This is a genomic window from Pedobacter sp. ASV1-7 (assembly GCF_040203335.1).
Lineage (GTDB): Bacteria > Bacteroidota > Bacteroidia > Sphingobacteriales > Sphingobacteriaceae > Pedobacter.
The window spans coordinates 360813-375506 of the sequence record NZ_JBEHBV010000002.1 but is presented as its reverse complement, the minus strand read 5'-3'; the positions used below and the strand labels follow the sequence as shown (position 1 = coordinate 375506).

Annotated in this window: 8 protein-coding genes; all 8 read left to right on the top strand. The window is 38.8% G+C overall.

The genetic code is table 11. From position 1 onward, the window contains the following. Positions 1–14: 14 nt before the first annotated feature. Entirely contained in the window at positions 15–596 is a 582-nt protein-coding gene (locus ABDJ41_RS06645) for an RNA polymerase sigma factor (RefSeq protein WP_349785078.1), read from the top strand. Positions 597–752: 156 nt separating this feature from the next. Then, positions 753–1880 (top strand): FecR family protein, encoded by a 1128-nt coding sequence (locus ABDJ41_RS06640; RefSeq protein ID WP_349785077.1) that lies wholly within the window; start codon positions 753–755, stop codon positions 1878–1880. A gap of 260 nt (positions 1881–2140) precedes the next feature. Further along, on the top strand, positions 2141–5461 hold the full coding sequence (locus ABDJ41_RS06635) for a TonB-dependent receptor (protein WP_349785075.1): 3321 nt from the start codon (positions 2141–2143) through the stop codon (positions 5459–5461). Positions 5462–5471: 10 nt separating this feature from the next. Further along, positions 5472–7031, top strand: coding sequence for a RagB/SusD family nutrient uptake outer membrane protein (locus tag ABDJ41_RS06630; protein WP_349785074.1), 1560 nt, complete (start codon positions 5472–5474; stop codon positions 7029–7031). A 65-nt stretch (positions 7032–7096) separates the two neighbouring features. Then, positions 7097–9148: a DUF5696 domain-containing protein gene (locus ABDJ41_RS06625; RefSeq protein ID WP_349785073.1), complete on the top strand. Its 2052-nt coding sequence runs from the start codon at positions 7097–7099 to the stop codon at positions 9146–9148. Beyond that, entirely contained in the window at positions 9145–11697 is a 2553-nt protein-coding gene (locus ABDJ41_RS06620) for a glycosyl hydrolase family 95 catalytic domain-containing protein (protein WP_349785072.1), read from the top strand. The genes ABDJ41_RS06625 and ABDJ41_RS06620 overlap by 4 nt, the downstream gene beginning before the upstream one ends. Before the next feature lie 77 nt (positions 11698–11774). Continuing rightward, positions 11775–13583: an alpha-L-fucosidase gene (locus tag ABDJ41_RS06615; protein ID WP_349785071.1), complete on the top strand. Its 1809-nt coding sequence runs from the start codon at positions 11775–11777 to the stop codon at positions 13581–13583. Positions 13584–13696: 113 nt separating this feature from the next. Continuing rightward, the gene (locus ABDJ41_RS06610; protein WP_349785070.1) at positions 13697–14575 is read left to right on the top strand and encodes an AraC family transcriptional regulator; all 879 of its coding nucleotides are present in this window, start codon (positions 13697–13699) and stop codon (positions 14573–14575) included. The last annotated feature ends 119 nt before the right edge of the window (positions 14576–14694 follow it).

Here is a 14694-nt window from a genome sequence, read left to right as displayed (position 1 = left end):
AATCAGGTTGAATTATGTCGCCATACAATCAATTTAATGACGAAGAACTGGCTGATCTACTGAAGAATGGAGATCATAAGGCATATACTGTAATTTTTGATCGTTTTTATGGTCTGCTGTTTATACACGCATACAAAATGCTGGGCAATGAGGACGAAGCAAAAGATGTTGTTCAAGAGCTTTTTGAAATATTATGGTCGCGTCGTTATAATATCTCTTTTGAACAAAGTTTGTCATCCTATCTTTATGCATCAATACGAAATCGTATTATCAATCTTATTTCGCATAAAAAGGTAGAAGACAAATATATTGCATCTTTAAGTGACTTTATGGATAGGGATACCGAACTGGCAGATTACCATGTTCGTGAACTTGAAATGAAGAAGATTATAGAGCAGGAAATTGCTGCTCTGCCTAAAAAGATGAAGGAAATCTTTAAAATGAGTAGAAGAGAGTACCTTTCTTATAAGCAAATCGCAGTAGAGCTCAACATTAGTGAGCAAACTGTTAGGACCCATGTGAAAAAAGCCCTGAGAATATTAAAGCCGAAGCTAAATATCATTTCTTATTTATTCCTCATTTATCACCTATTGTAAAGCTGAACAGTGATTATTACGCTGTTTAATTAAGCTTTAAGAGGTATTTTACTTTTTTTATTTTTTTTAATAAAAAAGTACCCCATACCCCCTTGCTTTCCTGTCTTAATATTAATAAGCCAAATATAACGTATGCATCAAGATCCTTTAAAATTATTGGAAAAATATAAGGCTGGTAATTGTTCTGAAGAAGAAAAAGCAATTGTCGAAAGCTGGTATCTGCAACTATCTACGCACCACACGCCAGAAGAACAACGGATTGATCATACTAAAAGGGAAGTATGGGAAGTGTTGATGAATCATAGGAGGAAGGCTCGTATGAGAACAAGATTTAATATTTTTATTCGTGTTGCAGCTGTTTTAGCAATACTAACACTTTCTATAATTCTTTATATCCGATCATCGGTAAGTTTTATTCAGAAAGACAATAAAACTGTTAAAACAGACAAAATCCTTCCGGGGGGAAATAAAGCTTACTTAACTCTTGCAAATGGTAAGAAGATCTCACTTACTGATGCTGCAAATGGAACCATTCAACAGCAGACAGGTCTTACTATTCGTAAAACTGCAGATGGAACACTTGTATATGAAGTGGTAAAATTGGCTCAGCAAAGTAATCAGGGAAAAACACTTTATAATACGATTGAAACACCTAAAGGGGGGCAATATCAGATTAATCTGCCAGACGGTACAAAGGTTTGGTTAAATGCAGCCTCTTCTCTCAGGTATCCGATGCAATTTGTTGGTAGTGAGCGTATTGTAGATCTTTATGGGGAGGGGTATTTCGAGGTTGCAAAAAGTGGAAACCAGAAATTTATTGTGAGAAACGGTTTGCAACAGGTAGAAGTGCTAGGAACACATTTTAACATTAATGCCTATAAAGATGAGGCATCTGTTAAAACTACTTTATTGGAAGGTTCTGTGCGTGTATTATTCAATGCGGGAAAGAATAAAGAGCTGTCTAGATTGCTAAAGCCCGGACAACAAAGTGAGCAAACAGGGGAGAATATTGATGTCAGGAATGTAGATACCGAAAATGTTATAGCCTGGAAAAAAGGAGATTTTATTTTTAATGGGGAGGAACTTAGTGGTATTATGAGAAAAATTGCCCGATGGTACGATGTTGAGGTGGTATACAAAGGCAGTTTTGATGATTTGAAATTTGGCGGTTACATTTCAAGAAGTAAAAATATTTCATCGGTATTAGGTATTATGGAATCTACAGGGAAAATACATTTTAAAATTCAGGGCAAAACAATTACGGTACTTAAATCTGACAAATAAATTGTCTTCACCAAACTAAATTAAACACTATGAAAAGGAAAACTATTAAACAAAACTCTTCTTAATACAGATAAATTACTGCATTTAGTGATGTAGTAATAGTCAAAAAACCGGAAGTGCTTGCAACCACTCCCGGCAAAAATGGCTGGGATTACCCTCAAACTTTAATTTTTCGTTTAACCCAACTTATCAAATGTATGAACTTTTACAAACAATCTGTATGTAAGCCTCCAGGCTATGTACATAAAATCCTGTTGATAATGAAATTCACTTCAATTTTATTGATCACAGCTTTTTTGCAAATCGCTCAGGCATCAAAAGCCCAAAGAATCACTTTAAAGCAAAAAAATGCAACACTTGAACAACTATTCAAGGAGATACGAAAACAAAGTGGTTACGATTTTTTCTTTGACTTTGAAGATATCAAAAAAGCAAAAAAAATAGACATTTCTGTTGTCAGTGAAACATTAGAAAGTGTATTGATCAGCTGTTTTGAAAATCAGCCTTTTACCTATGTGATAAAAGATAAAACAGTAATCATCAGAGGGCAAGAATCAAAGAGCAATCCAACTGAAACTTTTAAGGTTCAACAGACAGTAATAAAAGGTAGAGTAACTGATGCAAAAGGAGGTGCCCTGCCCGGTGTAAGTATAAAAGTAAAAGGTAATAACACAGGCACAGTCACGGACCAAAATGGGAACTATACACTTACTCTAGCTCAAAGTAATGCGACTCTTATATTTAGTTATATAGGTTATACTAGTCAGGAAGTGGCTACAGGAGGTAAGAATATCTTAAATGTGGTGCTCTTAGAAGAAAATGCGAGTCTGACGGAAGTGGTTGTGGTTGGTTATGGAACTCAGAAAAAAGTAAATTTAACCGGATCGGTCGCTACTGTTGCTGCACAGGAATTGGTTAAAAGGCCTGCACCTAATGCTTCAGTGTTATTGCAAGGTAAAGTTCCAGGGCTACAGATCATCCAAAACTCTGCCCAGCCAGGTAAGGAAGACCCCTCTATACAAATTCATGGAGTAGGTACTTTTGGCGCAAGTGGTAATAATCCACTAGTATTGATTGATGGTGTACCAGGTTCTTTGAGTAACATCAACCCCAATATGATTGAAAACATTTCTGTATTAAAAGATGCTGCATCAGCAGCTATTTACGGGGTTCAAGGGGCTAATGGGGTTATATTGGTCACCACAAAAATGGGTGCTCAGGGTCGTATGAACATCGAGTATTCTTACAATTATGGCATACAAAAACCTGCAGGTGTACCTGATCTGATCTGGAACTCTGCCGAGTTTATGGAATTGAGTAATGAAGGTATCAACCGGACAGGACAAAATATGGGTAAACTTTATACTCAGGAACAAATTGATGCTTATAGAAATGGAAATGGTTCAGCACAGTTTCCGAACACAAATTGGACGGACCTCATGTTTAAGAATGCCAGCATGCAACAGCACTTTTTAAGTGTAAATGGTGGTGAAGGAAAAACGACTTACAACTTTGGATTAGGTTATCTGGATCAGAAAGGGATTCTTATTAATACGGGTTATAAAAAATATAATGCTTCTCTGAACTTCAAAACCAAAATGAATAAGATTGTAACATTTGGTAGCAATATCAACTTCATGCAAGGGGATAGAAGAGATCCGGTAGATAATGCCGAAAACCTGGTATTGAGCATTTATGCCCAACACCCTTTATGGAGTCCGTATTTACCTGATGGAAGTGGAAGGGTAGTGAGTAAAGCTTATGATTTTGAAACCACCAACCAGAATGCTTATGCTGTGCAGCAAACGAGTTCAGATTTGAACAAAGAATATGGCATTTCAGGAATCGGATATGTGAACTTAAATCTGGCAAAAGGTTTGGTTGGAGAAATCAGGGGAGCTGTGCGATACAATACGGATAAGCAAACCGCCCAACGTATTCCACTACCTACATTTTTATTTCAACCCGATAACCAAGGCGTATATAAACCACAGCAAAATTATCTGGGCCAATTTATTACTTTACGTAAAACTCAGCAAGAGTCTATTAACTATACGGCTTATGCGACCTTGTCTTATGATGAGACTTTTAATAATGTACACCATTTCTCTGCTGTAAGTGGATACAATCAGGAGAGTTTTAACTATGAGCAACTGGCAGGTTTTAGAAGAGATTTTCCTTCACCAAATTTACCAAGTCTGGATGCTGGAGGTAGCGACGCCCAGACGGCCAATGGATATGCTTACCAGTGGGCTTTACAGTCTGTTTTTGGAAGGGTAAACTATGCTTATGATGAACGTTATCTTTTCGAAGCTACAGTTCGTTATGACGGTTCTTCACGATTTAGAAAAGGTAAACGTTGGGGGGTATTTCCAGCATTGTCCGCTGGATGGAGAATTTCACAAGAGTCATTCTTGAAAGATAATGAGTGGTTGAGTAACTTAAAGCTTCGTGGTTCATGGGGACAATTGGGTAATCAGAATATTGCCAATTATCCTTACCAAAACCTTCTGGATTATGGCAGTTATATTTATGATATCCTGAATACTGGTGTCGTTTCACAGAAATTATCCGATCCTAATATTACCTGGGAAACAACTACTGCCGCAGGTGTAGGACTTGATTTCGATTTCTTTAAAGGCAAGCTTAGTGGTACTTTAGATTATTTCAATAAAAATACGAAGGATATCCTGCGTGTGGCCCAATTACCGGATTTTGTTGGAATGGCTCCGCCAACAGTCAACTCAGGAGCGATGAAAAACACTGGATTTGAGTTCACCATTGCCCACAAGAATAAAATAGGAAATGTAGGTTATGAAATTGGAGCCAATTTCTATACTTATAAAAATACGGTAACCAAGTTTGGCCCGGAAGAGATTCAGGGTAATAAAATCCGTCGTGAGGGCTTACCATGGAATTCCTGGTATATGCTAGATTGGATAGGTGTTTTTCAGAACCAAGACCAGATTAATGCAGCACCAAAACATCAGAACAGTCCAAAGCCTGGTGATTTGATGTTTGCAGATCATAGTGGACCTAATGGTGTGCCTGATGGTAAAATTGACCCGTTTGACAGAATTGTTATCGACGGACAACATCCAGACTTTAACTACGGTTTTAATTTAGGACTGGAGTATAAAGGATTTGATCTTTCTGCTTTTTTCCTTGGTGTAGCCGGCCGTAAGGTATATACTACAGATTGGGGTTATGGTGCATTCAGACAATGGTCGCCACCGCCAACATTCTGGCGTGATCGCTGGACCCCGGATAACCCGACCAATAAATTACCCGGCATGTATGTAGATAACTATTCGCCCATCACTACTGCTTCTTCTTTTTGGCTTCAAGATGCTTCATACCTGAGACTTAAAAACCTGGTTGTTGGTTATAATTTTAAAAATGACTTCATAAAAAAGATCGGAATGCAAAACTTAAGAATTTATTTCTCAGGGGATAACCTATTTACGGTGAGCGATTTTATTGGTGATCCGGAGCGCGTAATTCTAGACAATACCAGTGGCCGTTTTGCCATTTATCCGCAAGCCAATGTATATACCTTGGGAATTAAGACAACATTTTAAAATTAGGACGATGAAAGTAAAATATATAAAATATGCATTGCTGATGGTTTCAGTAATGGGTTTTATGGGGTGTAAAGATGATTTTCTCGACAAACAGCCTACAGATAAATTAACAAATGAAGCATTCTGGACATCAAAGAAAGATGCAGAACTAGCCTTAATTGGTTGCTACAGTACTTTGCGTACCCCTGCATTTGCGATTGACCTCAGTTCTTACTCTTCTATGCAGTTTGAAAGCTTGACAGACAATGCCTATAGCAACTCGACACTGGATAATTACACGGATATTTCCAGAGGAGTACTAACTTCTGGAACTGGTGGAATCGTATCACGAATGTGGACAGATGCCTACAAAGGTATAGCCAGATGCAATTGGTTTATAGGGAATCTGGACAGGGTACCCGCATTAACTCAGACTGAGAAAGACCTGATGCTGGGAGAAGCTTATTTCCTGAGAGCTTTCTTTTATAATGAATTGACCATGATTTATGGTGATGTGCCATTGGTGACAGAAGAATTGGGTTTCGGACCAGATGTATTTAAAATTAAAAAGTCGCCTAAAGCAGATGTGGTGGCCAAGATCATTAAAGATCTTGACCTGGCTGCAGTGGGACTGCCAAACACAGCTTATACCAATGGTCATCCTGTAAGGGGCTCAGCATTGGCTTTAAAAGCCCGTATTTGTTTGTACAATAAAATGTGGCCTGAAGCTGCTGCTGCTGCTAAGCTGGTCATAGATGAAAAGAAGTTTTCATTAGCCAACAGTTACGAAGGCATATTTTATGGTGCTCAGAACAATAATCCTGAGATCATATTTTCCATTAGGGCTTTAAGCCCTAATGCAGTACACAATATGGACTTGCTTTATGGCTCCAGGTTTGCGATGGTTCCTTTGCATAGTTTAGCAGATGCTTATGAAATGAGTGACGGTACTAAACCTGTTGCACCCATTGTCCCATCGTCATACGACCCAAATAACAGGATGCGAAATGATTTTTACCAGAACAGAGATCCTCGTTTAAAACTAACCATTTATACCCCGGGAGCAACATGGGCCTATAACAAAACCATTGGTTTTAATAACATCGATAAAGGTAAAGCTGAATCACCTTCTGTGAATAATCTTGGTGTACGCAAATACATCAATATCAATGTAGATAATGGAAACTCTGGCGCTACTGGTAGTGAGCAGGCAGTGGTTAAATTGCGTTTTGCAGATGTCTTACTCATGTATGCAGAAGCGATGACAGAAATTGCCGGAGGAACAACGACGGATGCTACAGCCTTAAAAGCATTGAATGATGTGCGTAACAGACCAGGGATTAATATGCCTCCTAAAACTACACTTACGCGAGATTTGGTGCGTAATGAACGGAGGGTAGAACTGGCTTTCGAAGGATTAAGATACTTCGACATTAAGCGTTGGGAAATTGCTAAAGATGTGATCAATGGTTTTAAAGACCCAGGCAATGTAACGCGTGTATTTGAAGATAAACATTATTACTGGCCAGTTCCACAGTCGGAAGTTGATAAGATGGGTATTGATTTTCAAAATCCTGCTTATCGGTAAGTTGGCTTAAAATACCAAATGAATCATGAAGACGAATGGAATAATCATTAAACAAAATTATTTAGATGAAAACACGTCCTATAATACTTGATTTTTACTTCTTTTTATTGATGTGTTTCCCTTTTTTTATTGTTGGAAATACAGCGATCGCACAAGTTAGACCCAGTACTCAACAAATGTCGAGAGCAGATTGGGGAGCCACAACAATTAAAGTAACACAGCAAAATGGGCAATGGCTCATTGCTGGAAAAAAACAACAGGTGACGCTACGTGAAGCAGATCTGCAACTTAAAGTTAATACCGGGACAGAAACCTGGTCGATGGTACCTTCATCATCTAATGATATGGAGGTTAAAGTTCAGGGTAAGACTTATAAATTACGATTGGCAGATGCAAAAAGTAAGCAGATTAATCTTTATGATACTGGATATAAAACCGGTGTACAGTTGACCCTTCAAGGCTGGTCGGATATAGATCTTAAATTGTACCTGACCATTTGCTTGGAGGGAGACAGTGAAGATTTGGTATTTGATGTAGCTGCTGAAGAGCACAATGCTGTAGTCAGAGAACTGAATTGGCCTACAGCTTTGGATGCAGGAAATATAGATTGTACACTGCTCAGTAATGTAAGAGGGGTATTGCTGCCTGGAAACTGGCCAAAAGCTTACCATCCCATCCGGACTTCAGATCCGGATGGTGAAATTACCAAAAGTGACAGAAGCGAATTACAGAGCAATGTAATCGAAGATTGGAGCATGTCCTGGTGGGGATTTCAAAAAGGTAAGTCAGCAATGATGGTCATTGTGGAGACACCAGATGATGCAGCATACCAATTTAGTCATCCTGCTGGTGGTCCAACAGTAATTGGGCCTCGCTGGCGCCCACAATTAGGTAAATTGGGTTATCCGCGAACAGCAAGAATGTGCTTTTTTCAGGAAGGTAATTACGTGGATATGGCCAAGCGATACCGTAGTTACGTAATGAATACAGGTCTTTTTGTATCCTTGAAAGATAAAATTGCAAGGAAACCCATTGTGAAAGAGCTCATCGGTACGCCTATTATCCGCTCAAGTATCCTTACGAATTATAAACCCGAAAGTGCAAGATGGAAAAGAGATCCTGATACCCGATATAAACTGGTCAGCTTTGATGAGCGTGCTGAAGAATTTCGTAAATACAAGGCAATGGGATTAAAAAGTCTATGTGTAGTATTGACCGGTTGGCCAAATCTAGGCTATGATCGTCAGCATCCTGATGCCATGCCACCAGCACCAACAGCAGGGGGATGGGAAGGAATGAAAAGACTGGCCGAAACCTGTAAAGAGTTGGGATACTTATTCAGTTTGCACGATCAGTATCGCGACTATTATCTCGATGCTCCATCATACAATAAACAGTTTGCAATTCATGCAGAAGATGAAAGTAGTATGCCAAATATGTTTCCAGGGACTCGTTTCGGAGATAGTAAAGAAGGGAAAATCCCCTTTATGGATTACTGGGATGGCGGAAAAATGGCATACCTAAGTGGGCGTTTCATGAATGGACATTTGAACAAAAATTACCAGTGGCTGTTTAAACACGGCATACATCCTCAAGGCAATTACCTGGATGTGTTCGGTTATGTGCCACCTGATGAAGATTTTAATCCTCAGCACCCATCAACACGTACTGATGGACTGAATGACAGGATTAAAAGTTATAACTGGTCTAGAAATAACCTTGGCTTTGTAGGAACAGAAACGGCCTGCGACTGGACTATACCTTATGTTGATTTTTCTTCGCCATTGACTGCTAAAAATGGAATTACACTGCCCCTGTGGGATTTGGTTTATCATGATGCGATTTTAACACCCTATCATCCAGATGATTTGCGCGGACTGCTTTACGGTGGTACTCCACAGGTATCTTTTAGAAAAGCAATTGATGAAGAAACCATAAAACTCATTGATAAAATGAGTGAATTGAGTAAGCGTGTAGCATTGCTGGAAATGACTAAACACGAATTTTTGGATAAGAATTACAAAATAGAACGCAGTACGTTTTCGGACGGGACCACTGTTACAGTAAACTGGAATAAAAACACTGTAGAAATATCACCTGAATTAAACTCGAAATGATCAAGAAAGTATTAGCATTAGGGATTTGCAGTTTGCTTGCAAATTTACCCGTGCAGGGCCAGTCGCCCGGCACCGCATCAAAAAACAAAGGATCTACATTGATCAATGTAGATTATAAAAGCCTGGTATCAAGGGCAGATCTGGATTATGTTGAACCTGTAAAGACTAGTGAGGCCGGAATGCCTGTTGGTAATGGTACTATGGGGACGCTCTTATGGACCACACCTGCTCAGTTAAAAATGCAATTGAACAGGGTAGATATTTTTGGTTCAAATGCTGCTACTAATAATTTTTTCCAACGCAATACAGAGTATGGAGGAGGAGCAGCTTTTGTTGACCTTGATTTTGGAGTTCCGGTATTTAATAAACCTGATTTTAAACAACATTTGTACTGTTATGATGGGCTTATAAGCACTGTGGGAAAGGATATAAAAGCCAATACACTGATTTGGAATAAGGAAGATGTGATGGCGGTAAATATCAGTGATAAAAGACAATTGAATGCAGGGTTTACAGCGAGTTTGAGAATGTTCAGGAATCCTGTTACCAACCGTGGCAATCATACTGCGGTATCAAAAATAAGTATTCATGGCGAATACATTGTACTTACACAAGTATTTAAAGAAGATGATTATTATTGCGGGTCTGCAGTAGTAATGGGCATACAAGGATCATCAGTAACTGCAGAAGTGGCAAATGAAACCACAGTAAGGCTACTTACCGGATCGGGACAGAAAGATTTTACCGTCTACACAGCCAGTGCTGCAAGCTTCGATCCATCAATAGATTTAACAGCCACCGCTATCAAAAAGCTTGAAGCTGCAAAAAGTCTGGGTTTCGAAGGATTGCATAAATCAAATCAACAGTGGTGGGCAGATTTCTGGTCTAAATCTTTCATTAGAATGAAGAGCTCAGATGGAGAGGCTAATTTTGTCGAGCAAAACTATACCTATTACCTGTATGTCATGGCTGCTAGTTCAAGAGGTGATTATCCGACTAAATTTAATGGGATGCTTTGGACAACCGGAGGTGACCCACGTAAGTGGGGAAGTGCTTATTGGGGTGCCAACCAAAGCTGCCTTTATAATGCTCTATTTCCTACCAATCACTTAGAACTGTTAGACCCTATGTTTAACCTATATACCAAAGCATTTTCAACATTTGAAAAAAGTGCAGCTCAGCAATGGGGTAGTAAAGGCATCTATATACCAGAAACAGTCTCTTTTGATGGGGTAGAGGAACTTCCTGATGATATTGCCGCAGAGATGCGCGAACTTTATCTAAAGCAAAAGCCCTGGCGGGAAAGGACGCAAAAGTTTATAGATTACGCCGAAACAAAGCAACCATTTTTTAGTCGCTGGAACTGGCGTAAAGATACCACATGGGTTGCAGGTAGATGGCCAGTTGCCAACAGAGGTGAAGGGGCATATAGTCCGGTAAATCATATCTTTTCAAGAGGAGCTAAATTGGCTTATCAATATTGGCAACAGTATGAATATACGCAGGATATCAATTGGTTAAGGGACCGGGCTTATCCAATGCTTAAGGGGATGGCAGAGTTCTATCGCAATTTCCCCAATGTGAAAAAAGAAGCTGATGGTAAATATCATATACGACATGTAAATGATAATGAGTCCATTTGGGGAGGTCACAATACTGTCGAGGAAATTTCATCTATGATGGGGATATTTCCAACCTTGATCAAAGCTTCAGAGATACTTGGTCTGGATAAGGAAATGCGTCCTGTCTGGAAGGAGTTTATAGCTAACCTTTCGCCTTTATCGACCAGTAAAAGTTATCCGGATTTAGTAGGTCAAAAGGAATACTGGGTTGGTTCTTTACCACCATGGATAAAAGGAAACGGACAACGTAAGCCTGATGGCAATACCATGCCTGTATGGTTTTTTGATTTGTGTAACCTGGAGTCTGACCCTGCTATGCTCAAAATTGCACAAAATACTTACAATGGTTATTTTCCGAATGGAATCAACAAGACCGTTTACCCCTATGTCCTTTCTAAAATTCCGGCTGCGGGTGCAATGCTGGGCCGTAAAGAGGCAATCAAATATCTGGTTCCTAATCAGATCAAAAGAGATCCTGCACATGAAGTTTTATCGAACAGGATGGATGTAAGTGAAGGTTATTATACCACCAATATTCAGCGTTTAGGCAGAGCAGCAGATGCTATACAGTTGGGTTTAAATCAAACAGCACCTCCAAGTCCCGGCGCTGATTTAATTATGCGTGTTTTCCCGGCCTGGCCTGATGATTGGGATGCCAAATATACTATGCTGGCTCGTGGTAACTTCTTAGTCACCTCTTCTATTAAACAAGGACAGATTGAATTTGTAGAGTTGTTGTCACAATCTGGTTCTACTTGCAGGATCAGAAATCCATGGCCCGGAAAAATGGTAGTTATTTATCGGAATGGAAAAAGAGAAACGGAAAAACGCAATGATCTGATGGTATTGAACACTAAAAAAGATGACCGTTTAGTACTCGTTCCTGAAGGAAAAACTCCTGAACAGTTTAAACAAAATGTAAACTAAATCGATCCAGGATGTTTGCATAATTTACAAAACCTGGTGTTGCTAAATTAATGCAGCGATTAAAGAAAATAATATTGATGAAATTTAAGAATTTAAAAAAACACATTACAACATTACTGACACTTACCTTGTCTTGTACTATTACCATTCCTCTTTATGCACAAACCATGGATGAAATGTGGGACAACAGAGCCTCAAAAAAACAACATCCAAATATACAATGGTTTAAAGATGCCAAATTTGGAATGTTTATTCACTGGGGTTTATACGCTAAACTAGCTGGTGAGTGGAATGGAAAACGCTATTATGGAAGTGGCGAATGGATTATGAACCAAGCCCGAATTTCTGTTAAAGATTATCGAAAAGTTGCAGAAAGTTTTAATCCTGTAAAGTTTAATGCAGATGAATGGGCAGATCTGGCTAAGGATGCAGGAATCAAATATATGGTGATCACCGCGAAGCACCATGAAGGATTTTCAATGTATGATTCTAAAGTAACTGATTTCGATATTGTAGACGCTACTCCCTACAAAAAAGATCCAATGAAAGCATTGGCGGCAGCTAATGCGAAACGAGGAATCCAATTTGGCTTCTATTATTCCCAGTTTCAAGACTGGTATGAGCCAAATGGAGGTAAAAACACCTGGGATTTTGATGAATCAAAAAAAGATTATCAAAAATACTATAAGGAAAAAGCCATACCTCAGTTAAAAGAACTCTTAACCAATTACGGACCATTGGGCATTGTATGGTTTGATACTCCGGGAGGGATGACGAAAGAACAAACCCAAACTTTTGTCAACGATTTACGCGTATTACAACCCAAAAGTTTATTCAGTAGCCGGGTTGGTCATGGTTTGGGGGATTATAGAGATTTTGGTGATTCAGAAGTGCCTTCAACGCCAATAAAGGGCCCTTGGGAATCTATTTATACGCATAACGACTCCTGGGGATATATCAAACATGATATGAACTTTAAAACGCCTCATGAAATCATTAGACTTCTGGCCAATGTTGCTTCAAAAGGAGGGAACCTGATGTTGAATGTAGGACCGGATGGTGAAGGAAATATCCCTGAATACTCTGCTAAATTTTTACGTGAAACCGGTAAGTGGCTGGACAAAAACGGCGAAAGTATTTATGCCTCTACTGCTGGATTGATTCCTGCACAACCATGGGGTGTAAGTACATCCAAACCGGGTAAACAATACTTACATGTGCTAAGCAGACCTGCAAATGGTAAGTTATTGATTCCCGGTTTTAAAGGCAAGGTAACAAAAGTCTATCCCTTAGGTAGTAAGCAGGCTCTGACCTGGAAAAATGATGGTGATGATGTTTGGGTTAATTTAACACAATTTGATCAGGACGCAGCAAACACGGTTTTTGTAATGGAGTATACTGGCAGCATTAAGGATTATGATTTAACTGTTCCGGTTACGGTATCGGGCCAGTTCAAAAAGAATGAAGTTGAAGCTGTTTTTGCCAAAACAAAGGGAAATACCAAAACCAGGAGCCTCACGTATAGCCATTACTATGGAGATTGGAAGCATACTACGTGTGTAACAGATATGAAGGATATTAATGATCAAATTGAATTTGATATTCGTGTTGTAGAGCCGGGTGATTATAAAATAACATTGCAATATTCCTGTGCTCCAGAAAGTGCTAAACAAGAAGGAAGTATGAAAGTAAATGGCGAAGAGTTCTTATTCCGTACCTTACGTACTTCAGAATTTGATAGAAAAGCACCTTTATCCTTCATTGATCATAATATAGCTACAACAACCTTTACAAAAGGAGGAAACTATACCATATCCATTCATCCTTTGCAAAATGGAAAAGAACTGTTTAAGCTGAGGGCAGTTTTAGTTGAACCTGTTAAATAAGACCTTTTAAAGGGTGAAATTTAAGAATTTCACCCTTTTCTTTTAAGATTTTAGCCCCTTTTCCAATTGTTGCTGCCATAAATTAGCTCTTACCAAATATAAATAAACTGATTATGAAAGCACAACTACTGAAAGTATCAATGGAGCCAGCTCATTCATTTAGTGTAAGGCAAGATCTGGAACCATGTATTAACAATAAATGGCATTATCATCAGGAAGTAGAGTTGATCTATTTTAATAAAGGAGACGGTACTCAATTTATAGGTGATAGTATTAAAAAATTTAAATCTGGAGATATCGTTCTGCTAGGTGCAAACTTACCACACTACTGGAGGTTTGATGAGGATTATTTTGCAACTGATACTAAACCAGCACAGGCCGATGTACGTGTAGCTCATTTCAGTGAAAACCTATTCGGCGATAGCTTTTTAAATCTTCCTGAAAATAAACTGCTTAAAGACATTCTTGAAAAAGCAAAAAGAGGAGTCAAAGTAACAGGTAAAAATAAGGCCAAGGTAGCAGGACTGATTACACAGATGCTTAAAGCAGAAGGTACAGAGCGTATCATTATATTAATGCAGGCATTGGTAGAGATTGCTAAGTCGAGTCAATTAGAAGTTCTTTCTTCCGTAGGCTTTCACTATGATCTGGAAATGATTGAGAAAGACAGAATTAATGATATTTACGACTATACTTATGCCAATTTCAAAAACAAAATCTATCTGGATGAAATAGCTGAAGTAGCCCGGATTAGTCCTAATTCATTCTGTCGCTATTTTAAATCGCGTACCCGTAAAACATATTCTCAATTTCTAATAGAAGTTAAAGTGGGGCAGGCGTGTAAGTTGCTAATAGAAGACAGCCTGAATCTTAAGCAGGTTTGTTATAACAGTGGGTTTAACAACTTCGCAAGCTTCCATAAATGCTTTAAGAAAATTACTGGAAAGAGTCCTTTATCCTATCAAAAAGAGTTTGTGAGCGCCTGCGCTTAACAAATAAAAACATACTTTTTGATTAACCTGCTTGCGGGATAGGGATATATTATGCCAATATAGCTGATGAATAAGCTAAAAGAGCCAACCGAAATGCTAAGGCTAATCAGCAATTTAGC

Excerpts from the sequence above, each read along its gene's own strand:
- ABDJ41_RS06610 (WP_349785070.1), top strand. The coding sequence starts at position 13,697 with ATGAAAGCACAACTACTGAAAGTATCAATGGAGCCAGCTCATTCATTT.
- ABDJ41_RS06635 (WP_349785075.1), top strand. The coding sequence starts at position 2,141 with ATGAAATTCACTTCAATTTTATTGATCACAGCTTTTTTGCAAATCGCT.
- ABDJ41_RS06615 (WP_349785071.1), top strand. The coding sequence starts at position 11,775 with ATGAAATTTAAGAATTTAAAAAAACACATTACAACATTACTGACACTT.
- ABDJ41_RS06630 (WP_349785074.1), top strand. The coding sequence starts at position 5,472 with ATGAAAGTAAAATATATAAAATATGCATTGCTGATGGTTTCAGTAATG.
- ABDJ41_RS06645 (WP_349785078.1), top strand. The coding sequence starts at position 15 with ATGTCGCCATACAATCAATTTAATGACGAAGAACTGGCTGATCTACTG.
- ABDJ41_RS06620 (WP_349785072.1), top strand. The coding sequence starts at position 9,145 with ATGATCAAGAAAGTATTAGCATTAGGGATTTGCAGTTTGCTTGCAAAT.
- ABDJ41_RS06625 (WP_349785073.1), top strand. The coding sequence starts at position 7,097 with ATGAAAACACGTCCTATAATACTTGATTTTTACTTCTTTTTATTGATG.